Source organism: Pseudomonas sp. BNK-45, assembly GCF_047456255.1.
Taxonomy (GTDB): Bacteria; Pseudomonadota; Gammaproteobacteria; order Pseudomonadales; family Pseudomonadaceae; genus Aquipseudomonas.
The window spans coordinates 238,572-261,279 of the sequence record NZ_CP179909.1; the positions used below are offsets into that span (position 1 = coordinate 238,572).

The 22,708-nt window shown below is 63.1% G+C and carries 16 protein-coding genes; 5 read left to right on the top strand and 11 right to left on the bottom strand.

From position 1 onward, the window contains the following. Positions 1-85: 85 nt before the first annotated feature. The 8 genes from ACMGG8_RS01110 to glnE form a co-directional block, all read right to left on the bottom strand. Complete coding sequence (locus tag ACMGG8_RS01110) at positions 86-1,540, bottom strand: lipopolysaccharide kinase InaA family protein (protein WP_414159034.1); 1,455 nt, start codon at positions 1,538-1,540, stop codon at positions 86-88. After that, a complete protein-coding gene (locus ACMGG8_RS01115) occupies positions 1,540-2,292 on the bottom strand; it encodes a lipopolysaccharide kinase InaA family protein (protein WP_060837222.1) in 753 nt (250 codons plus the stop codon). Before ACMGG8_RS01115 ends, ACMGG8_RS01110 begins: the two co-directional genes overlap by 1 nt. Then, positions 2,289-3,023: a lipopolysaccharide kinase InaA family protein gene (locus tag ACMGG8_RS01120; RefSeq protein ID WP_414159035.1), complete on the bottom strand. Its 735-nt coding sequence runs from the start codon at positions 3,021-3,023 to the stop codon at positions 2,289-2,291. The genes ACMGG8_RS01115 and ACMGG8_RS01120 overlap by 4 nt, the downstream gene beginning before the upstream one ends. Further along, a complete protein-coding gene (gene rfaP, locus ACMGG8_RS01125; protein WP_060837220.1) occupies positions 3,023-3,829 on the bottom strand; it encodes a lipopolysaccharide core heptose(I) kinase RfaP in 807 nt (268 codons plus the stop codon). Before rfaP ends, ACMGG8_RS01120 begins: the two co-directional genes overlap by 1 nt. Continuing rightward, positions 3,826-4,950, bottom strand: coding sequence for a glycosyltransferase family 4 protein (locus ACMGG8_RS01130; RefSeq protein ID WP_060837219.1), 1,125 nt, complete (start codon positions 4,948-4,950; stop codon positions 3,826-3,828). The genes rfaP and ACMGG8_RS01130 overlap by 4 nt, the downstream gene beginning before the upstream one ends. Further along, positions 4,950-6,011, bottom strand: coding sequence for a lipopolysaccharide heptosyltransferase I (gene waaC / locus ACMGG8_RS01135; RefSeq protein ID WP_414159036.1), 1,062 nt, complete (start codon positions 6,009-6,011; stop codon positions 4,950-4,952). The genes ACMGG8_RS01130 and waaC overlap by 1 nt, the downstream gene beginning before the upstream one ends. Before the next feature lies 1 nt (position 6,012). Then, positions 6,013-7,047, bottom strand: a complete 1,035-nt coding sequence (gene waaF, locus ACMGG8_RS01140; RefSeq protein ID WP_110723652.1) for a lipopolysaccharide heptosyltransferase II — start codon at positions 7,045-7,047, stop codon at positions 6,013-6,015. Positions 7,048-7,180: 133 nt separating this feature from the next. Continuing rightward, positions 7,181-10,120: a bifunctional [glutamate--ammonia ligase]-adenylyl-L-tyrosine phosphorylase/[glutamate--ammonia-ligase] adenylyltransferase gene (gene glnE / locus ACMGG8_RS01145; RefSeq protein WP_108545932.1), complete on the bottom strand. Its 2,940-nt coding sequence runs from the start codon at positions 10,118-10,120 to the stop codon at positions 7,181-7,183. Positions 10,121-10,503: 383 nt separating this feature from the next. Between glnE and aceE the strand changes: the two genes are divergently transcribed. From aceE to msrA, 4 genes are all read left to right on the top strand, one after another. Next, on the top strand, positions 10,504-13,149 hold the full coding sequence (aceE, locus tag ACMGG8_RS01150) for a pyruvate dehydrogenase (acetyl-transferring), homodimeric type (RefSeq protein WP_060837216.1): 2,646 nt from the start codon (positions 10,504-10,506) through the stop codon (positions 13,147-13,149). Positions 13,150-13,160: 11 nt separating this feature from the next. Beyond that, positions 13,161-15,110, top strand: a complete 1,950-nt coding sequence (gene aceF, locus ACMGG8_RS01155; protein WP_414159037.1) for a dihydrolipoyllysine-residue acetyltransferase — start codon at positions 13,161-13,163, stop codon at positions 15,108-15,110. 312 nt (positions 15,111-15,422) lie between these two features. Next, positions 15,423-18,116: a GGDEF and EAL domain-containing protein gene (locus ACMGG8_RS01160; protein ID WP_060837214.1), complete on the top strand. Its 2,694-nt coding sequence runs from the start codon at positions 15,423-15,425 to the stop codon at positions 18,114-18,116. 73 nt (positions 18,117-18,189) lie between these two features. Next, a complete protein-coding gene (msrA, locus tag ACMGG8_RS01165; protein WP_060837213.1) occupies positions 18,190-18,840 on the top strand; it encodes a peptide-methionine (S)-S-oxide reductase MsrA in 651 nt (216 codons plus the stop codon). A 92-nt stretch (positions 18,841-18,932) separates the two neighbouring features. On the opposite strand, the gene ACMGG8_RS01170 is transcribed toward msrA, so the two are convergent. The 3 genes from ACMGG8_RS01170 to eutH form a co-directional block, all read right to left on the bottom strand. Next, positions 18,933-19,769: a 23S rRNA (adenine(2030)-N(6))-methyltransferase RlmJ gene (locus ACMGG8_RS01170; RefSeq protein ID WP_414159038.1), complete on the bottom strand. Its 837-nt coding sequence runs from the start codon at positions 19,767-19,769 to the stop codon at positions 18,933-18,935. A 104-nt stretch (positions 19,770-19,873) separates the two neighbouring features. Continuing rightward, positions 19,874-20,230: a DUF1937 family protein gene (locus tag ACMGG8_RS01175; RefSeq protein WP_414159039.1), complete on the bottom strand. Its 357-nt coding sequence runs from the start codon at positions 20,228-20,230 to the stop codon at positions 19,874-19,876. A gap of 37 nt (positions 20,231-20,267) precedes the next feature. Beyond that, positions 20,268-21,503 (bottom strand): ethanolamine utilization protein EutH, encoded by a 1,236-nt coding sequence (eutH, locus tag ACMGG8_RS01180; RefSeq protein WP_060837210.1) that lies wholly within the window; start codon positions 21,501-21,503, stop codon positions 20,268-20,270. 380 nt (positions 21,504-21,883) lie between these two features. Between eutH and ACMGG8_RS01185 the strand changes: the two genes are divergently transcribed. Next, positions 21,884-22,648: a DeoR/GlpR family DNA-binding transcription regulator gene (locus ACMGG8_RS01185; protein ID WP_060842293.1), complete on the top strand. Its 765-nt coding sequence runs from the start codon at positions 21,884-21,886 to the stop codon at positions 22,646-22,648. Positions 22,649-22,708: the final 60 nt, after the last annotated feature.

Below are 22,708 nucleotides of genomic sequence, written 5' to 3' on the forward strand. Positions count from 1 at the left end.
GCCTCTAGCCGCAAGCGGCAAGCCAGGGCGCCGCGGCCACCAGGGCCCGCAGCCGCTGCCAGCAACAGCGGCCATGGGTCGCAGGTCAGGCTTGGGTGGAATGGACAGTCTTGGGCAAGCGCTGATCAATCACTTGATACAAATTGCTGCTTTCGGGCCAATTGCGCATGAAGCGCGCGCGATCCCGGGCATAAGCCGGGGCGAAACTGCTCAGGCTGGCGTGCTGGCACATGGAGTCAAGATCGATCAACGCCCAGCGATCCTGGTGCCAGAACAGATTGTGGCCCTTGAAGTCGCCATGACTGATGCGTTCCTTGATCAGCTCGGCAAACAGCCGGTCCAATGCCAGCAACTCCGATTCCGGCGCTGCGCCGCTGTCCACGAACGGCGCAAAACGCTCGATGATGTCCGGCCCCGGCAGGTATTCGGTGACCAGGTAGGCGCGCCGGCGCAACCAGAAACAGCGCTGTTCCAGCAGTGCCAGGGGCTTGGGGGTGGCAATGCCGAGAAACGCCAGGCGATTGCCTTCGCGCCAGGAGTGCCAGGCCCGGCTCGGGCGCCAGAAACGCTTGAGCCAATGAGCGAAGCCCTTGATGTTGTAGCGCTTGACCACCAGGGTCCGACCCGCCAACACGACCCGGCCGACGCTGGCCGCTCCGCCGGTCTTGTACAGATGGCCCTGGTCGAGCAAGGCATCGGCCTGCTCCAGCACCGGCCGCATCGCCGCCTCTTCTTCGCGACGGATCGCCCGCAGGGCGAACGGCCCGCGCTGCACGCTGAACAGGGTGCAATCACGGCCGACCTTGTTGAGAAAATCCCGCAGCCGCCAGCCACGCACCTTGTTCACCTGTTTTTCCAGGGCTTCCAGGGGCAAGGCATGCTCGGCATTGCCGAGCAGGTAGTGCACCAGCAGCTCTTCGGTGAAGGGCTCCAGGCTCTTGGGCAACTGGGCGAAGAACACCCCAAGGTTCTCCAGCACCCGGGACCGGGACAGCGGTTTGCCGGCCTCTTCGACGCAAATCCCTGCGCCATCGATCAAATACAACTGGCCGGCATGGCGCAGCAGATTGTCCAGATGCAGGTCTTCCTGCCACAGGCCCTTGGCGTGCAACTGGGCAATCGCCCCGAGCGCTTCGGCCAGCACCGCCGTCTGCTCATCGGCCAGCACCGGCAGGTTCTCCACCTGCTGCCAGGCCTCGCCCAGGCTCTGCGCCCCTTGCAGAAACTCAAAGAGCAGCCAGCCGCCCTCGCCTTCCTGCAAGCCGTCGGCCAGCAACAGAGGCGTGGTCAGGCCTTGCTGCGCCAGCAGGCGCACGCCGTTCAACTCTCGCTGAAAATGCCGCGCGGCCTTGGGCCCCACCAGCAACTTGGCCAGCACCGGGCGGCCTCGCCAGACCCCGGCGCCCACATAGCGCTGCCCCGGCAACACCCGCAGCAAACTCAGCAATTGCAGTTGCGCCGGGCCGGCGGCATCCGCCAGCTCCAGGCTCAGGGGCAGGGCCGGGCTGCGCCCGCTGTTCTTCAGCTCGGACAAACGCATCAGCGAGATTCCTTATGACTGCTGCGAGCACTGAGACGGGACAGCCAGGCCTGCACCAGGGAACTGTCTGGAGACTGATCCAGGTACGCAGCCAGCAGCGCGCGTACTTCGTCGCCGCTCCACACCGAAGCCCGGCGCAGCAAAGGCTCAAGATCCTTGACCCGATCACGCTGCCCGAACAATAGAGGCCGGGTTTTCTCCAGGTCGATCAACTGCGCCTGATAACCATCGCCGTGGCCCCGCAGGAAAATATGCTTGGGATAGAAACAGCCATGCACCTGACGCAGGCTGTGCAACTGCCGGGCCAGTTGCCCACAAGCCTTGAGCACCGCCTGACGCTGCAGTTCGCTGAGCTCATCCCAACGCAACAGCAGCCCATCCAGGTCGTCCCAACCATCCAGGGCCCGGGTCAGGAGAATCGCCCGGGACTCGCCCGCCACCTTGCGCATGCCAAAGAACACCGCCTGCAAGGCCGGAATGCCCAGCAGCTGATAGCGCCGGATATTGCGGAACTCCCGAGCGAAACTCGGCTCGCCGAAAGGCCGGTGCAAGGTGCGGGTCAGGTAGTTGGTCTGACGCTTGAGATAGAACCCCTGCCCTTCCACATCCAGGCGAAAGACACTGCTGCTGCCGCCGCGGCTGGTATTGGGTTCATCCACCGCAGCCAATTGCACGGCCCACAGCTGGTCAAAAGTGCCGAGGCCGTTGCGCTCCAGCAGCGCACGCTCCTCCGGCGCCAGGAAATCAGTCATTCACGCCCCTCAAAAAATCTCACCACGTGGCGAATGCGCTCCTTGTCCGAGGCGCTCAGCCGGTTGCGCTCGCGGTACTGCAGATAGAAACGCAGGCGCTGAGTGGCCGACAGATGATATTTGGCCACCTTGTCCAGGCAGGCCAGATCCTTGGTGATCCGGTACTTGAGCCAGAATCCACGCCAGAAATCGCCGTTCGGACAGTCGATCAGGTACAAGTGGTCCTGGTCGTCGACCAGCAAGTTGCGCCACTTCAAATCGTTGTGGGTAAAGCGATGGTCGTGCATCACGCGGGTATGAGTGGCCAGCTGCTGGCTGATGCCATCGACCCAGCGCCGGTCCTTGAGCCGTGGATCATTGCGCTCGGCCAGCACCGAAAGGTCCTCGGTACGCGGCAACTCGCGGGTGATCATCGCGCCTCGGGAATAGGCCAGGCAGCGCCGCTCCAGACCCCAGGCCACCACATCCGCCGTGGGAATGCCCCACTTGGCGAAGCGCTTGAGGTTCTGCCACTCGAACTTGACCCGCGGCTTGCCCAGGTAACGCCGCAGGTTCTTGCCGGCGCCGGTGTAGCGCTTGACGTAATAGTGAATGCCGCCCCGTTCGACGCGAATCACTTCGGACAGCGGATCACGGGTCAGGTGCTCGCCCTGCAGGGCGAATACCGCTTCCAGACTGCCGAAATCCTGCGTCAACTCCTGATAGGCGGGGTCCAGATTCCAACTCGCCATCAGAGTGCGTCTCCGTAACGTTGCTTGCGGGCGTAGAGTTTTTCCGCCTTGCCCTCGAGCCAGGACAGCAGCGCCGCCTCTTCACCCAGAATCTGCCGCAGCGGCTGCTGGAAATAGCCCTTGAGGAAACGCAGCTTGTCGCGGCGCGTCAGACCGATGTCCAGGGCCGAGAAATACAGGGCCGCCAGGTCCTTGTTGCGCCAGCGCAAGGTGATCTTCGGCCGGGTCTGGGCCCGATGCAGATCGATCACCGAGAGCTTGAGGGTCTCCGGGGTGATGGGCCGGTCTGTGTGCAGCAGGAAATGACAGATGTAGCAGTCGCGATGGTTGACCCCGGCGCGGTGCATCATGCCGGTCATGCGCGCCACCTCGGCGATCAGCGCGCGCTTGAGGGCCGGCGCAGGGGGCTGCTTGACCCAGTCGATGCTGAAATCTTCCAGGCTGACGGTCGGCGCCAGCTCTTCGGTGACGATGAACGAATGCTGATCCGCCGGATTGCTGCCGCGCTCGCCGTAGGCCACCGCGGTCATGGTCGGCACGCCGACCTGATGCAGACGCTCCAGGGCCCGCCATTCCTGACCAGCGCCAAGCACCGGCAACTTGGCGGTGAGCAGATTCTTGACGATCTCACCCCAACCGATACCACGATGGATCTTCACAAAATAACCGCGGCCGGCGACCTCCGTACGCAAGGTACGGCGCGCTTCCAGCTCACGGTAGACCTGACCCTTCAGGCCCTCGACAGCATCGAACGCATCGCGTCCGGCCCACAGGCTCTTGAAGGGTTCGGCAAGCATCAACTTCATCGGTGTTGCTCCGCCAGAATCACATCCGCAGCATGCTGCGGCATGCTGTAAAGGTCGGCCGTCTCGGCGAACGCCAGGCCATTACGGCTCCAGGTCGCGCGTGCCGCGTCGTCGGTCAACATGGTGTTGAGGTATTGATTGAGCTGGCTCTGCTCGAACGGCTCATCCAGCACCAGGCCGCTCTCGGCCTCGGCGATGTAGTGGGCATAGCCGCAGACCGCACTGACCAGCACCGGCAGCCCGGCCACCAGGGCCTCGAGCAGGACGGTGCCGGTGTTTTCGTTGTAGGCCGGATGAATCAGCACATCGGCGCCCAGCAGGAACCGCGGGATATCGCTGCGCCCCTTCATGAACTGCACCTGATCGCTCAAACCCAGCGCCGCACTTTGCACCTGGAATACCTTGGGGTCGTCCTGGCCGATTACAAACAGCCGGGTGCGTTTTTTCAGCGCCGACGGCAACGCCGCCAGCGCCTTCAGGCTGCGGTCCACGCCCTTGGTCTTGAACCCGGAGCCGATCTGCACCAGCAGCAACTCGTCATCCCGCAAGGCGAACTCGCGACGGAACTCGGCGCGGATCTCGGCGGCGTTGGCTGGGGCCCGGCGGTCCTGGGCGATGCCCGGCGGCAGCAGGTGGAAGCGCTCCAGCGGGGTGTCGTAGTGCTTGATGAACAGCGGCTGCTGGACCTCGGAGATCATCAGGATCTCGGTCTTGGCATCCCGGGCAAATACCGCCCGCTCGTACTCGGCAAAATGCCGGTAGCGGCCCCAGCGCCGGTACAGGGAATGGCGCAGGTTCTGCGCCTTGTCCTCGAAACAGCCGTCGGCGGCGTAGTACACGTCCAGCCCCGGCATCTTGTTGAAACCGATCAGTCGATCCACCGGACGCTTGGCCAGGTCGGCCTCCATCCAGGCGCTGAGCTTTTCATTGCGCCGATGGTTGAACAGCGCCTTGACCGGCGCCACCAGCACTTCGAAGCCGGGAGGCACATCGCCCTCCCAGATCAGGGTGTAGACGCGAATCTGGTGCCCGCGCCGCTGGCACTCCAGGGCAATGCGCATGAAGTCGCGTTGCAGGCCGCCAAAGGGAAAATACTTATAAAGGACAAAGGCCAATTGCATCAGCGCGGCTCCTCAGCCAGTAACAAGGCGCTCAGTCGGCTGGCGACACGCTCGGGGTTCAGGCGAGTGAAGCACAGTGGCCACTCGCGCTTGATGTCATAGCGCTGCTGGTCCACAGCGGAGGGCTGGTAGGTGCATTTTTTCTGCAGGCACGGCGCGCAGGGAAAGTTGCTGCCCAGGTGGATCTGCACCTTGCCATAGGCGCCGGTGAGGCCCGGATTGGTCGGGCCGAACAACGAAATGGTCGGCACATCCAGAGCCGCGGCAAGGTGACCCAACCCGGTGTCGACGGCCACACAGGCCTGGGCATCGGCCAGCACCTTGGCGACCCCGGCCAGGTTCAGCTTGGTCAGCACCGTGGCATTTTTCAGGCCACTGGCGATGCGCTCGGCCCGGGCTTTCTCGGCGGCGTTGCCCCACGGCAGCTTGACCTCCACCCCGAGCATGCCCATACGCTCGGTCAACTCGCGCCAATAGGCTTCGGGCCAGTGCTTGGTGTCCCAGGTGGTGCCGTGCAAAAACAGCACGAAGGGATTCTTGCGCGGCAGCTCCACCAGCTTCTCGACATTCAGACCGTAGTCGCCCAGGCCCTGCGGCAGGTCGTAGCCCAGGGCCACGGCGAACAGCTGACGCACCCGCTCCACCGCGTGCTGCCCACGGGCCACCGCCAGGCGCCGCGAATAGAAACGCGACGCCAGGGGCTCACGGGCCGAGTTCTTGTCCAGCCCCGCCACCGGGGCACGCACGTAGCGAGTCAGCCAGGCGCTTTTCAGCAGGCCCTGGGCATCGATCACCAGGTCGTACTTGGTCGAGCGCACGCTCTGCTTGAAGCGGCGCCACTCGCCGCTCTTGATGGTCTGCCAGATGTTCTTGCGCCAGCGACGGATCGCCACCGGAATCACCTTGCCGACCGCCGGATGCCAGGTGGGGATCTCGGCGAAGCCTTCTTCCACCACCCAGTCGAACTTGATCCCGGGAATGGCTCGCGCGGCATCGGTCAGCGCCGGCAATGCGTGAATCACATCCCCCAGGGACGAGGTCTTGATCAACAGTACCCGCAACTTATTGAACCTCGACCGGGGAGCCCTGCAAGCGCTGCAAGGCTTCATTCACCGGCTGCGGCAACAACTGGCGCAGGCAGTTGTAATGGCCGAAGCGGCAAGTGCGGTCGAAACACGGGCTGCATTCGATGCCCAGGCGCACCACCTCGACCTGATCCGCCAGGGGCGGAGTGAAGCCCGGTGAAGTGGAGCCATACACCGCCACCAAAGGGCGATTCAGCGCCGCCGCCACATGCATCAACCCGGAGTCGTTGGACACCACCGAGTCGGCACAGGACAACAGATCGATGGCCTCGGCCAGGGAGGTTTCGCCGCTGAGGTTGGTCGATTCCTCACGCAGCCCGGGAATCAGTCGCCCGCGAATCTCCTCCCCCACGGCATGATCGTTCTTCGAACCGAACAGCCACACCTGCCAGCCCTCGCGGATCTTGGCCTCGGCCACCTGGGCGTAATGCTCGGACGGCCAGCGCTTGGCCTCGCCGAACTCCGCCCCAGGGCACAGCGCCAGCACCGGACGATCCAGTACCAGGCCGAACTTGGCCAGGGCCGCCTCACGGCTTTGCGGATCGATCTGCAGGCTCGGCCGTGGATAAGGCCGGGGCAGTTCGGCGCCCGGCTCATGGGCCAGGGCCATGAAGCGCTCGATCATCAGCGGGTAGCGCTCTTTGTCGAGCTTGCGCACGTCATTAAGCAGGCCGTAGCGGAACTCGCCGCGCCAGCCGGTGCGCTTGGGGATGCCGGCAAAGAACGGCACCAGGGCCGACTTCAGCGAGTTGGGCAGCAGGATCGCCTGATCGTACTGGCCAGCCAGGGACTTGCCGATCCGCCGGCGGGTGGCCAGCTCCAGGGCGCCGTGGCCCAGGGGAAAGCTCAAGGCCCGACGCACCTGGGGCATGCGCTCCAGGATCGGCCGGCTCCACTCGGGGGCCAGCACGTCGATCTCGCATTGTGGATGACGCTGTTTCAGGCACTCGAAGAGTGTCTGCGCCATCACCATGTCACCGACCCAACTGGGCCCAACGATCAGAATATTCATGTGGTTTCCATAAACGAGCCGGGGAGGCATATGCCTCCCCGCCTCGAGAATCCAGCACCGCGGCCTTCACCGCCGGTTCAGTTTGGGCGAGCCCACAAGGCTCGCCGAAATAGGAGTGGCCCTGTCAGGCCGCTTAGCTTAGCCCCAGCTCGCGCCAAATCCGTAACACTTCCCGTCGTTCGGTCACGAATTGATCACCGGTAATGATTCCGGCCTCATTCTGCAACGCCTGTCGGTGAGCCGCAGAACGATAGGCCTTGTAGACCTCGCGCAGCAGGCTGGCATCGCTCGCCGGCATCAGGCCGACCTGCTCCAGACCTTCCAGAATGCGGATGTTATCGGTGTAGCGCAGCAATGACGGGTGCTCTTCGGACCACGCCAGGGCCGCGTATTGCACCATAAATTCGATATCGACGATACCTCCGGCGTCCTGCTTGAGGTCGAACGGCGCCGTGGCTTCGAAGGCGTTGGCCGCGGTTCCGGCGGCGGTCAGGCGACTGCCCAGGTTGTCGCGCATCTTGGCCCGCATCTCACTGACTTCCTGGCGCAAGGTCGGCAGGTCGCGCTTTTTGCCCAACACCACGGCACGGACCTTTTCAAAGGCCTGCCCCACATCCTGGCTGCCCACCAGTACCCGGGCCCGGACCAGCGCCTGATGCTCCCAGGTCCAGGCTTCGTTCTCCTGATAGCGGGCAAAGGCCCCCAGGGAACTCACCAGCAACCCCGACGCGCCGGACGGCCGCAGGCGCATGTCCACTTCGTACAACTGGCCGGAGTTGGTCTGGGTGGTCAGCAGATGGATGATGCGCTGCCCCAGCCGGGTGAAGAACTGTGCACCATCGATGGGTTTCGGACCGTCGGTTTCGGCCTGGGGGTCGCCATCATGGATGAACACCAGGTCCAGGTCGGAGCCGTGGCCCAGCTCGATGCCGCCGACCTTGCCGTAGCCGACGATGATGAACCCCGGATCACACAAGGTGCCATCGCTGCGCTGTGGCGCACCGTATTTGGCCACGGTCTGGCGCCAGGCCAGGGCCAGCACCTGCTCCAGAATCGCCTCGGCGAGCCAGGTCAGGTAATCGCTGACCTTCATTAAAGGCAGGCTGCCGGCGATCTCCGAGGCGGCCACCCGCAACCGGTGGGCCAGCTTGAAGTGGCGCAGCGCCTCCATCTGCTGTTCCAGGTCGTCCTCGGGAATCCGCGTCAGGCGCTCGCGCAGCTCGGCCGCCAGTTCCGGCGCCAGGGGCGGCTTGAACAGGCGCCCTTCATTGAGCAATTCATCCAGCAGCAGTGGAAAGCGGGTGATCTGCTCGGCAATCCATGGGCTGGCCGCGCACAGGGTCAGCAAGCGGCGCAAGGCGCCAGGGTTTTCGGTGAGCAGCACCAGATAGGCCGAACGCCGGGCCACGGCCTCGACCAATGGCAGCACCCGTTCCAGTACCAGATCCGGATTGGCGTGCTCCACGGCCTGGGCCAGCAAGCGTGGAATAAAGGCATCCAGGCGTTCCCGCCCGAGGCGCTGCATGGCGCGCAACTGCGGGCTGCCGCGCAAACTGGCCAGGGCCCGCAGGGCTTTGGGCGCATCGACAAAGCCGCCCTCCTGCAACTGCCGGCAGGCTGCCTCCTCGTCCTGGGCCTCCTCCCACAGCGGCAGCCACTCGCCGCCCACCACCACTTCGCTCTCCGCGCCGTCATCGTCATCGGGATCGGCAATCACCTGGCGGAAGTGCCACTCCACCCGCCCGCGCCAGTACATCAACTGTTCATGGAAGGCGCTCCAGTCGGCAAAGCCGAGCATGAAGGCGATTCGCGCCTGGTCCTGGGGATTGTCCGGCAGCATCTGCGTCTGGCGATCGGCAATGGCCTGGATCGCGTGCTCGGTATAACGCAGGAACTCGTAGCCCTCGCGCAGCTCGCTGATCACTGCCGCCGGCAAATAACCCTGCCCCTCCAGCGTGCCCAGCACCTTTAATAAAGGACGCTGCTGCAGGCTCAGGTCGCGACCGCCGTGAATCAGCTGGAAGGCCTGGGCGATGAACTCGACTTCGCGAATGCCTCCCGAACCCAGCTTGATGTTGTCGGCCATGCCCTTGCGCCGCACCTCCTGCTGGATCAGTTGCTTCATGGTGCGCAGCGCCTCGATGGCGGAGAAGTCCAGGTAACGGCGATAGACGAAGGGCCGCAGCATGTCCAGCAATTGCGCCCCGGCCACCTGATCCCCGGCGACCACCCGGGCCTTGATCATGGCGTAGCGCTCCCAGTCGCGCCCCTGATCCTGGTAGTACTGCTCCAGGGCATTGAAACTCAGCACCAGGGCCCCGGCGGAACCGTAGGGCCGCAGGCGCATGTCGACGCGGAACACGAAACCGTCGACGGTCATCGGGTCCAGGGCCTTGATCAGCCGCTGGCCCAGGCGAATGAAGAACTCCTGGTTATCCAGGGCACGCTTGACCCCCACCGTCTCGCCGCCTTCGGGGTACGCGAAGATCAGGTCGATGTCCGACGACAGGTTGAGTTCCACCGCCCCCAGCTTGCCCATGCCGAGGATGACCATCTGCTGCGGCTCGCCGCTGCGGCCACCGGTGGGCACGCCGAATTGCTGGGTATGACGCAGATACAGCCATTGATAGGCCTGGTCGATGCAGGCGTCGGCCAGATCGGACAGGTCGCGGCAGGTCTGCACCAGATCCGCCCGGCGGGTCAGATCGCGCCAGATGATCCGCACCTGCTGCCGGGTGCGCTGGCGCCGCAGCACCCGCCCCAATTGGTCGTCGCTCTCGGCGGTGTGCACGGCCGCGGCAATCTGTGCGCACAACTCTCCGGGGGCGAAACCGCGATCGAGTTCGCCGCTGCGCACCAACTCCAGCAACATCAAAGGGTCACGCAGACTCTGTTCAATGACGAAGTCGCTGGCGGCACCGACCCGGGCAAACTCGGCCCAGCGCTCGGCAGTCCAATCCGCGACGCCGGGGCTGTCTTCCAGGGCCGCCACCGCAGCGCGGAACGACTGCTCTGCACGGCTGACCAATGGCAGAAGAATCGCGGGAACTGGGGCAAGCGCGGGCAGACTCATGGGCTATCCTTGATCGGCGTGGAAAAGGCAGGCGGAGAGGGATATCGAGGGCAAGCAGCCTGATGGACTGTCGAACAAAAGTTAGAAATAGCTGAAAATAGGTTTTTTTTGGCAGCCGGCATTAATTTTTTACCTATTCCCGTTAGTCACCGACCAACAGTAACGATTATTCTCACAACGCAGCAGGACGCCATAAGCCGCTCTTCTGTAGTTTTACTACTCGTATATACATTCGAAAGGCTGAAATGGCCGACGATTTGTAGTAAAACTACACGCCGCTGGATCAACCTCCGGCAATCCAAGAATTTATAATCGTCTGCCCACAAGGCCAGTCGCAAACTCAGGCAACCGATTCTGGAAGCCTTTCCGCCCTGGAGCAAGCCATGCAAGACCTCGATCCCGTCGAAACCCAGGAATGGCTGGACGCCCTGGAATCGGTTCTCGACAAAGAAGGCGAAGACCGTGCTCACTATCTGATGACCCGTATGGGCGAACTCGCGACCCGCAGCGGCTCGCAACTGCCCTACGCCATCACCACGCCGTACCGCAACACGATTCCCGTCACCCACGAAGCACGCATGCCTGGCGACCTGTTCATGGAACGCCGCATTCGCTCGCTGGTACGTTGGAACGCGTTGGCCATGGTCATGCGTACGAACCTGAAAGATTCTGACCTGGGCGGTCACATCTCCAGCTTCGCCTCCAGCGCCACCCTGTATGACATCGGCTTCAACTACTTCTTCCAGGCCCCGACCGACGAACACGGCGGCGACCTGATCTACTTCCAGGGTCACGCATCGCCAGGCGTCTACGCCCGTGCGTTCATGGAAGGTCGCATCACCGAAGAGCAAATGAACAACTTCCGCCAGGAAGTGGATGGCAACGGCCTGTCGTCCTATCCACACCCTTGGCTGATGCCTGACTTCTGGCAGTTCCCGACCGTTTCCATGGGTCTGGGTCCGATCCAGGCGATCTACCAGGCGCGCTTCATGAAGTACCTGGAAGCCCGTGGCTTCATCCCGGCCGGCAAGCAGAAAGTCTGGTGCTTCATGGGCGACGGCGAGTGCGACGAGCCGGAATCCCTGGGCGCGATCTCCCTGGCCGGCCGCGAGAAGCTGGACAACCTGATCTTCGTCATCAACTGCAACCTGCAGCGCCTCGACGGCCCGGTTCGCGGCAACGGCAAGATCATCCAGGAACTCGAAGGCGTGTTCCGTGGTGCCCAGTGGAACGTCAACAAGGTGGTCTGGGGCCGCTTCTGGGACCCACTGCTGGCCAAGGACGTCGACGGCATCCTGCAACGCCGCATGGACGAAGTCATCGACGGCGAGTACCAGAACTACAAGGCCAAGGACGGCGCGTTCGTCCGTGAGCACTTCTTCAACACCCCTGAACTCAAGGCGATGGTTGCCGATCTGTCCGACGACGAGATCTGGAAGCTCAACCGTGGCGGCCACGACCCGTACAAGGTCTATGCGGCCTACCACGAGGCGGTCAACCACAAAGAGCAACCGACCGTGATCCTGGCCAAGACCATCAAGGGTTATGGCACCGGCGCCGGCGAAGCGAAGAACACCGCGCACAACACCAAGAAAGTCGACGTTGAAAGCCTGCGTCTGTTCCGCGACCGCTTCGACATTCCGGTGAAAGACGACGACCTCGAAAACCTGCCGTTCTTCAAGCCTGAAGAAGGCAGCGCCGAAGCCCGCTACCTGAGCGAGCGTCGTGCTGCGCTGGGCGGTTTCGTGCCTCAGCGTCGCGCCAAGAGCTTCAGCATCCCGACTCCGCCACTGGATACCCTCAAGGCCATCCTCGACGGTTCCGGCGATCGCGAAATCTCCACCACCATGGCCTTCGTGCGGATCCTCGCGCAGCTGGTCAAGGACAAGGAAATCGGCCAGCGCATCGTGCCGATCATCCCGGACGAAGCCCGTACCTTCGGTATGGAAGGCATGTTCCGCCAGTTGGGCATCTACTCCTCCGTCGGCCAGCTCTACGAGCCAGTCGATAAAGACCAGGTGATGTTCTACCGCGAAGACAAGAAGGGCCAGATCCTCGAAGAAGGCATCAACGAAGCGGGCGCCATGAGCTCCTTCATCGCGGCCGGTACTTCGTACTCCAGCCACAACCAGCCGATGCTGCCGTTCTACATCTTCTATTCGATGTTCGGCTTCCAGCGTATTGGCGACCTGGCCTGGGCTGCCGGCGACAGCCGCACCCGCGGCTTCCTGATCGGCGGCACCGCCGGCCGTACCACCCTTAACGGTGAAGGCCTGCAGCACGAAGACGGTCACAGCCACATGCTGGCCGGGACCATCCCGAACTGCCGCACCTTTGATCCAACCTACGGCTACGAGCTGGCGGTGATCATCCAGGACGGCATGAAGAAGATGACCGAAGAGCAACAGGACGTCTTCTACTACATCACCGTGATGAACGAGTCCTACCAGCAGCCAGCCATGCCTGAAGGTGTCGAGGAAGGCATCATCAAGGGCATGTACCTGCTGGAAGAGGACACCCGCGAAGCCGCGCACCACGTGCAACTGATGGGCTCCGGCACCATCCTGCGCGAAGTCCGCGAAGCGGCGAAGATCCTGCGTGACGAGTTCAACGTCGCCGCCGACGTGTGGAGCGTGACCAGCTTCAACGAACTGCGTCGCGATGGCCTGGCCGTAGAGCGCAGCAACCGCCTGCACCCTGGCCAGAAGCCGAAGCTGAGCTACGTCGAAGAGTGCCTGAGCGGCCGCAAGGGTCCGGTCATTGCCTCTACCGACTACATGAAGCTGTTTGCCGAACAGATCCGCCAGTGGGTGCCGTCCAAGGAATTCAAAGTCCTGGGCACCGACGGTTTCGGCCGCAGCGACAGCCGCAAGAAACTGCGTCACTTCTTCGAAGTAGACCGTCACTTCGTGGTGTTGGCAGCCCTGGAAGCCTTGGCTGACCGTGGCGACATCGAACCCAAGGTCGTGGCTGAAGCCATTACCAAGTTCGGTATCGACCCGGAAAAACGCAACCCACTGGACTGCTGAGGAGACTTTCTGTGAGCGAACTCATTCGCGTACCTGACATCGGCAGCGGTGAAGGTGAAGTAATCGAACTGATGGTCAAGGTCGGCGATCGCATCGAAGCCGACCAGAGCATCCTGACCCTCGAGTCGGACAAGGCCAGCATGGAAATCCCTGCACCGAAGTCCGGCGTGGTCAAAAGCCTGAAAGTGAAGCTGGGCGACCGCCTGAAAGAAGGCGACGAAATGCTGGAGCTGGAAGTCGAGGGCGCCGCTGCTGCGGCCCCTGCCCCTGCCGCCGCTGCGCCAGCCCCTGCACAGCCAGCCGCTGCGCCTGCTGCTGCCGCTCCGGCTGCCGCTCCGGCTGCCGCACCGGCCAGCGCTTCGGTGCAACAGGTTCACGTGCCGGATATCGGCTCGTCGGGCAAGGCCCAGATCATCGAGATCCAGGTCAAGGTCGGCGACACCGTCGAGGCTGACCAGTCGCTGATCACCCTCGAATCCGACAAGGCCAGCATGGAAATCCCATCGCCGGCTGCCGGCGTGGTCGAGAGCATCAGCGTCAAGCTCAACGATGAAGTTGGCACGGGCGACCTGATCCTGGCCCTGAAAGTGGCCGGTGCCTCGGCGCCTGCCGCTGCCGCCCCGGCCCAGGCCGCAGCGCCGGCCGCCGCACCTGCGCCAGCCGCTGCACCCGCCGCCCCGGTGGCCGACAGCGTGCAGGACATCCACGTTCCGGATATCGGCTCGGCCGGCAAGGCCAAGATCATCGAAGTCCTGGTCAAGGCCGGCGACAGCGTGGTTGCCGACCAATCGCTGATCACCCTCGAATCCGACAAGGCCAGCATGGAAATCCCATCGCCAGCCGCCGGCATCGTGGAAAGCGTATCGATCAAGCTGGACGACGAAGTCGGCACCGGCGACCTGATTCTCAAGCTCAAGGTCAAGGGCGCCGCCCCGGCAGCCGCTCCGGCACCTGCCGCCGCCCCTGCCCCGGCGAAAGCTGAAGCTGCTCCTGCCGCCGCCGCGCCTGCCGCTGCAGCCCCGGTTGCCGCACCGGCCAAGCCTGGCGCGAAAGTTCACGCCGGCCCGGCCGTGCGTCAACTGGCCCGGGAATTCGGCGTCGAGTTGAGTGCCGTGAGCCCAAGCGGCCCCCACGGTCGCATCCTCAAGGAAGACGTGCAGGTCTACGTCAAGGCCATGATGCAGAAGGCCAAGGAAGCACCGGCTGCCGGTGCAACCGGTGGCGCGGGCATCCCGCCGATCCCGGTCGTGGACTTCAGCCGCTTCGGTGAAATCGAAGAAGTGCCGATGACTCGCCTGATGCAGGCCGGCGCCGCCAACCTGCACCGCAGCTGGCTGAACGTGCCACACGTGACGCAGTTCGATTCGGCGGACATCACCGAACTGGAAGCCTTCCGCGTTGCCCAGAAGGCCGTGGCCGAGAAGGCCGGCGTCAAGCTGACCATCCTGCCGCTGCTGCTCAAGTCCTGCGCCCACCTGCTCAAGGAACTGCCTGACTTCAACAGCTCCCTGGCCCCAAGTGGCAAGGCGATCATCCGCAAGAAGTACGTGAACATCGGCTTCGCCGTGGACACCCCGGATGGCCTGCTGGTGCCGGTGATCAAGAACGTCGACCAGAAGAGCCTGCTGCAGCTGGCCGCCGAGGCCGCTTCCCTGGCCGAAAAAGCCCGGACCAAGAAGCTCTCCGCGGACGAGATGCAAGGCGCCTGCTTCACCATCTCCAGCCTCGGGCACATTGGCGGCACCGGCTTCACGCCGATCGTCAACGCGCCGGAAGTGGCGATCCTCGGTGTGTCCAAGGCCACCATCCAGCCAGTCTGGGACGGCAAGGCCTTCCAGCCGAAGCTGATGCTGCCACTGTCCCTGTCCTACGATCACCGTGTGATCAACGGCGCGGCCGCCGCACGCTTCACCAAGCGTCTGAGCGACCTGCTGGCGGACATCCGCACCATTCTGCTGTAACCCGCGAACCGGCCCTCCCGACAAGGGCGGGCCGGTATCGCACGCTTTCCGAGCGCCACGCTCGTACCTCAACCCCGTCAATTTGGCGGGGCTTTTTTTTGCCGAAAAAACCTCGCCATTGGCCCGTCAATCCATGAGGCAAAGGCCCAGAAAAGTAACTTTGCAGAAATACTTGTGCCTGCCGATACAGGTTTATAGCACTTAGCCTTCATCTTACTTGTCAGTCGATGCGCCATGATGCAACCTTGCCGCAGGCAACAGTAAAGAGGGCGTGAGCCCGGCGCGATCAGCAATTTCGAAGCGAGTTTCCCCATGAAAAGCCAACCCGATGCCGCCAGCCGTATGGCGGCCGAGGTAGTGACGCAGTTGCCCGTGCCCTCGCGGCTCGGCATGTTGCGTTTCGAACGGCTGAATGAAGCAAGCTGGGCGCTGCTATTTCTCGATCCCAATTGCGAACGCCAGTTCGGCCTGCCCGCCGTCGAACTCTGTGCCCTGGTGGGTTCGCCCTACGCCAGCCTGATGGAGCCCGAAGCGCGCTATCAACTGCACGACACCATCCAGGAACAGCTGAGCAGCAGCCCCCATTACCTGATCCGCTACACCCTGCACACCGGCCAGGGCCCCTTGAGCATCCTGGAGCTGGGGGAAGCCTACAAACAGCACAACCGGCACCTGCTGCGCGGCTACCTGCTGGTCGTCGACGGCCTGTTCAGCGGCTCCGCGCCCCTGCCGACCCAGGACCTGGAAACCCAGAACACCAGGCTGCAGATCGCCCTGGAACTCAACCAGCGGGCCCAGCAGGAACAACTTCAGCACCTGGAACGGGTGCGTGCCCAGCAGGACCTGATTCTGCTGCTGACCCGCCAGCGCTACAGCAGCGGCAACTCCCTGAAGGAAGCCGCCGAACTGATCACCCGCTGCGCCTGTGATATCTACCAGATCGACTGTGCCAGCATCTGGAACCTGGAAGACCGGCAACTGGTGCCGATTGCCGCCTACCATCGCGGCCCGCAGGAATACCGGATGCCGGAGCCCATCGACGCCAGCAGCTTTCCCGATTATCTGGAAGCCCTGCACAGCTCCCGCGCCATCGATGCGCAGAACGCCATGCGTGACCCGCGCACCCGGGAGATGGCCGAGAGCCTGCGCCCGAGGGACGTCAACGCCATGCTCGACGCCAGCATCCGTATCGATGGCCAGGTGGTCGGCGTCCTCTGCCTGGAACAGACCGGCATGACCCGCGCCTGGCAGTCCGACGAAATCGCCTTCGCCGGCGAGCTGGCGGACCAGTTCGCCCAGGTCATCAACAATCACAACCGGCGTGCCGCCACCAGCGCCCTGCATCTGTTCCAGCGCGCCGTGGAACAGAGCGCCAACGCCTTCCTGCTGGTCAACTGCGACGGCGTGGTGGAGTACGTCAACCCGAGCTTCACCGCCATCACCCAGTACAGCACCGAAGAGGTTCATGGCCATCGCCTGTCCGAACTTCCGGCCCTGGAGAACCTCAGCGAACTGCTGTTCGATGCCCCCTCCAGCCTGGCCAAGAGCAACAGCTGGCAAGGCGAGTTCAAGAGCCGGCGCAAGAACCTCGAGCCCTACTGGGGCCAGCTGTCGATCTCCAAGGTCTACGGCGACAATCGCGAGCTGACCCACTACATCGGCATCTACGAAGACATCACCCAGACCAAGCTGGCCCAGCAGCGCATCGAGCGCCTGGCCTACACCGACAACCTGACCAACCTGGGCAACCGCCCCGCGTTCATCCGCAACCTGGATGAGCGTTTCGCCCGAGACAGCGATACCCCGATCAGCCTGCTGCTGGTGGATATCGACAACTTCAAGCGGATCAACGACAGCCTCGGCCACCAGACCGGCGACAAACTGCTGATCAGCCTGGCCCGGCGCCTGCGCAACAGCCTGAGCCCCAGCGGCAGCCTGGCGCGTTTTGCCAGCAACGAGTTCGCGGTACTGCTGGACAACACCGACCTGGAATCCGGCCAGCAGATCGCCAGCCAACTGCTGATGACCCTGGACAAGCCGATGTTCGTCGACAACCAGCTGATCAGCGTCACCGGCTCGGTGGGCCTGGCCAGTGCGCCGCTGCACGGCCGCGACCCCCAGACCCTGATGCGCAACGCCGGCCTGGCCCTGCACAAGGCCAAGGCCAACGGCAAGCACCAGGTGCAGGTGTTCACCGAAGCCCTCAACGCCGAGGCCAGCTACAAACTGTTCGTCGAGAACAACCTGCGTCGCGCCCTGACCCAGAACGAGCTGGACGTGTTCTACCAGCCCAAGCTGTGCCTGCGCAGCGGCCGCCTGCTGGGCATGGAAGCGCTGTTGCGCTGGAATCACCCGGAAAAGGGCATGATCCGTCCGGATCAGTTCATCAGCGTGGCGGAAGAAACCGGCCTGATCATCCCCATCGGCAAGTGGATCGCCCGTCAGGCCTGCCGCATGAGCAAACAGCTGACCGCCGCCGGCCTGGGCAACCTGCACGTGGCCATCAACCTGTCGCCCAAGCAGTTCTCCGACCCGGATCTGGTGGCCTCCATCGCCAGCATCCTCAGGGAAGAACAACTGCCGTCCTCACTGCTGGAGCTTGAGTTGACAGAGGGGCTGCTGCTGGAAGCCACCGAGGACACCCACCAGCAACTGGAACAGCTGAAAAAGCTCGGCCTGACCCTGGCCATGGACGACTTCGGCACCGGCTATTCGTCCTTGAGCTACCTGAAGAAATTCCCCATCGACATCATCAAGATCGATCGCAGCTTCATCCACGAGATCCCCGACAACCAGGACGACATGGAAATCACCTCGGCGGTGATCGCCATGGCCCACAACCTGAAGATCAAGGTGGTCGCCGAAGGCATCGAAACCGCCGAGCAGCTGGCGTTCCTGCGTCGCCATCGCTGCGACGTCGGCCAGGGCTACCTGTTCGACCGACCGATTCCCGGCACCGAGCTGATCGCCAAGCTCAAGCGCTATCCCCGCGGCCCAATTGCCTGACAGCGCTGTAACACTCGGGCAAACTGCGTGTCTGATTAATTACTCGATCCCACCCTGACTGAGAGGACTGATCATGGTTCTGCGCTCGGAAATTCTGGTGAAAAAAAACGTGCTACCTACCAAAGAACAAGCTCTGCCTGGCCGCGAAACCCCGATGACACTGCCTGAAAAGCACTTTGTCTTCGAAGACACCCCGCTGCTGGGTCCGTTCTTCCAGGACGTCGACTTCGCGATCTTCGGCCTGGGCTGCTTCTGGGGCGCCGAACGTCGCTTCTGGCAGCGCGAGGGCGTGGTCAGCACCGTGGTCGGTTACGCCGGCGGCTTCACGCCGAACCCGACATATGAAGAGGTCTGCTCGGGCTTAACCGGCCACACCGAAGTGGTACTGGTGGTGTATGACAAGGCCAAGGTCAGCTACAAAGAACTGCTGGCGATGTTCTGGGAACTACACAACCCGACCCAGGGCATGCGCCAGGGCAATGACATCGGCACCCAGTACCGCTCGGTGATCTACACCACCAACCCGGCCCAGCTGGAGCAGGCGCTGCACAGCAGGGACGTGTTCCAGGCGGAGCTGACCAAGGCTGGCCTGGGCACCATCACCACGGAAATCGAAGAAGCGCCGACCGTGTACTTCGCCGAGGCTTACCACCAGCAGTACCTGGCGAAGAACCCTGAAGGCTACTGCGGGATCGGCGGCACCGGAGTGACTTGCCCCATTTGAAGCAGCTGCGAGCTGCAAGCCTCAAGCAGCAAGAGGTTCACTGTCGATTTGAGGCTTGCCGCTTGCCGCTTATAGCTTGCGGCTTGTAGCTGCTACTCAGCTATGAGCCAGTCCATCTGCCAGCCACCCTGGGTCTGGCCGAGCTTCTTCGACAGCCAGGGCAGCAGCTCGCGCAGCTCCTCCTCCAGGCCCCAAGGCGGATTGGCAATCGCCAGGCCCGAGCCGTTGAGGCTGTTGGGCGTATCCAGCGGATGCACCAGCAACTCCACCCGCAGCAGTTTCGGCGCACCGGTGCCGGCCAGGTCCTGGTAGAAACGCCGCAGGGCACGCTGGTCCTTGACCGGGTACCAGATGGCCGCCACGGTCTGGCGCATGCGGCCAATGGCTTCCTTGAGCGATGCCGCACAGCGCTGCATTTCGTCCAGCTGTTCAAAAGGCGGGTCGATCAGCATCACCGCGCGCTTCTCCGCCACCGGCAGCAAGGCCCGGGCCACATGCCAGCCTTCCCCCAGGTGCACCGCCACCCGCCGATCGCCCTTCATGTTGTCCTTGAGCAACAGGCCGTCTTCAGGGTGCTTCTCATTGAGCAGCACCCGGTCCTGGGGGCGGGTCAGGCGCCGCGCCAGCTCCGGCGACCCCGGGTAGTAACGCAGCTCGCCATCGGGGTTCATCTTGTGCAGCACCTGCATGTAGTCGGCGGTCAGCGCCGGCAGATCCTGTTCGCCCCACAAGCGGGCGATGCCTTCCAGATACTCGCCGGTACGGCTCGCCTGATCGCCCTTGAGGTCATACAGACCAATGCCGGCGTGGCTGTCGAGGTAGGCGAACGGCTGCTCCTTGCGCGACATCAGGGCGATGAGGCGGGTCAAGGTCAGGTGTTTGAAGACGTCGGCGTGATTGCCGGCGTGGAAGGCGTGACGATAGTTCATGGTTGCTCCTGCGCAGGAGCGCAAGTTTACCTTGTGTGCAGCCTGTCGTCAGTTCACGGCAGGCCCGCACCCGGCGCAGTCGACGACGGGTACGGGGGAGTGGCTCAGGCGAACTCGTGGCTGACCTCGGACCACAGGCTGACCCGCCGTCCCGAGGATTCGAAGACCTCGATCTCGCGCTTGATTCCGCCGCTGTCCTTCCAGCCAGGCAGGTCGAGCACGATCAGCTCCTCCATCATCGCCATGTACAGCGCATCCACCGGCGCCCAGAGCTTGCCGATGGCGGCGTTGTCCTTGCCCGCCAGGCACAGGTTGATGGGGTGGGACATGCTCACCTGGCTGAACACGGCATGCCCGGCTTCCAGTATCTGCGCCGCCACCTGGTTGCACTTGAGAAAACGCTCATTGATGACGGCCGGCTCGGAGTGACTGTAGGGGCAGGCGAGGAAAATCTTGCGCATCGTGACCTCGAAATCATGGGGAGGTGGAGCGGGCCATTCAGGCCCGCGCGGGTTGCAGGGCAAAGGCCGCGGCCTGTTCCTGCTCTTGTTGCTCATAACGCTGGGCGGCCGGCACCGAGATACGAATGGCGATCGCCACCGCCAGCAGGCCGCCGAACAGTTTGCCGAACAGAATCGGCAGGATCAGGCTTGGCTGGAAGTTCGCGGTGAACGCCAGGTGGTCGCCGATCAGCGCCTGGGCACAGACCCCGAGGGCCACGCACAGCACCTTGTCGCGGGCAGTCATGTGCTTGAACAGGTGGTAGGTGGCGATGATGTTGGCGAACACCATGACAAAGCCCGCCGCACCGGTGCTCGACAGGTTCAGTTGGCGCCCCAGCAGTTCCATGGGCTTCTTGCAGTAGCGCTGGAACAGGTAGCAGATGGGGAAGGTGCCAGCGAGCATGATGCCGATGTAGCCAGCGATCTCGATGGCCCGGAACAGCTCCTTCTCGTCGGCAAACATCGGGTCGAAGCCCCAGCCGCCGAAGTTGATGCTGAAGAACTTGGTGAAGTGCTCGACGATGCTCAGCGCCAGGATCAGCTTGATCGCCGCGTCCATGATCTTGCCGAACACTAGGAAGCCCTTGACCATCATCTGCGGCCGGTAGCGCAGCCCCGCCGCCAGCAGGAAGCAGAACACGAACAGCGGCGCCAGCAGCTTGAGCATGTCGACCAAGCCCAGGGACAGGTAATACAGCGCCTCGGAGTTGGTGGAAACGATGTCCCGCACCGGCAGCTGGGTCGCTGTGATGATCAACAGCGACATCAATACCGCGAAGGGAATGCTGATCAGCCCGGCCATGGCGCCCAGGGCCAGGTACTTGTGGTCCTTGCGTTCGAGCATCGTCAGGCCCACCGGGATCAGGTAGACGATGGTCGCCCCCGATGTGTAGCCCACCAGCATCGCGGTGATCCACAGATCACGGTTGGCGGTCAGCGCATTGGCCAACTGGTAGCCGCCCATGTCCACGGCGATGATCGACAGTGCCGCAATCGACACATCCGACCCCAGGGCGTTGAAAAACGGTCCCAACGCATGGGAAATGCCCTGCGACAGGTAGGGAATCGCCACCATGATCCCGGCCTGGGCCAGGAACACCGGGCCGATGGAGTGGATACCGTTGACGAACTCCTTACCCAGGCCACTCTCGGGCTTGATGATGGATGACAAGGCGCCGATCACGGCGCCCAGCATGATCAGGTAAATGACGTAGTTTCCAAATTCAGCCATGTGGGTTCATCTCTCTGAGCGTCATTTATAGGGTTCCCCCACCGGGGAAGTTCTTGTTGAGGCCAGCACGGGTTACCCATCGCACAGGTGGCGATGGAGCAGGTGAGGAAACACAGGGCATATCCCGTGCCACAATGTGTATTAGTTGTGGTTTTTACAGACAAACAACCAAATATCGGTCAAAAAAAGCGCTCGGTGTTGCCCCGATAGGCCGACAGCCCTATTGAAACCTCATGACTGCTGAGCATTGTGAAACGTGCAAGTAAATGCTTAACTTTTCCAGCGAACTTGACCGAATACGCACATTTCTGAGTCATGAGTGTGCCTAAGTAACAAAAAATGCCCATTTGTGTGGCGAAGTACCACTAACGGAAAACACCATGCGCCCCAACGAACGACGACAGCACATTCTCGAACTCCTGCGCCAGCGCGAGCGGATCTCCGTGGAAGAGCTGGCGCGCATCACCGCCACCTCCCAGGAAACCATCCGCCGCGACCTCAGCGAACTGGCGGAAAGCGGCCTGGTCACCAAGTTCCACGGCGGTGCGGCGCTACCACCGACCGGCGAGCACGAAAACACCTTCCAGACCCGCATGAACGAACATGCGGTAGAGAAACGCGCCCTCGCCCGCTACGCCGCCGGCCTGTTCTGCGCCGGTGACAGCATCTTCATCGATACCGGCACCACCACCCTGTTCTTCGCTCGCGAACTGGCGCAGCACACGCGCCTGACGGTCATCACCAACTCCCTGCCGATCGCCGGCTGCATTGGCGAATCGGGCAACCGGGTGTTCATGATCGGTGGCGAATATCGCCCCGACTCGACCCAGAACGTCGGCACCCTGGCCCTGGAGCAGATCACCCGCTTCAACGCCGAGCATGCCGTGATCACCATCGGTGCACTGAATGAAGACGGCGCCATGGATTTCTCCATCGAAGAAGCCGAAGTGGCCCGCGCGATGATTGCCCAGGCCCGCCAACTGACGGTCATCGCCGACTCATCGAAGCTGGAACGCCGTGGCCTGTTCAAGGTATTCCCGCTGGAGCGCATCGACCGCCTGGTGATCGATCGCCAGCCCGGTGCCGAGCTGCTGGCCGCACTGGAGAAGGCCGGCGTGGACGTGCATGTCGTGACACAGCCCTGAGCCCCGGGCTATTGCAGGAAATAGTTTTCCACAGCAAAAACCACAGTATAGCGACCGATA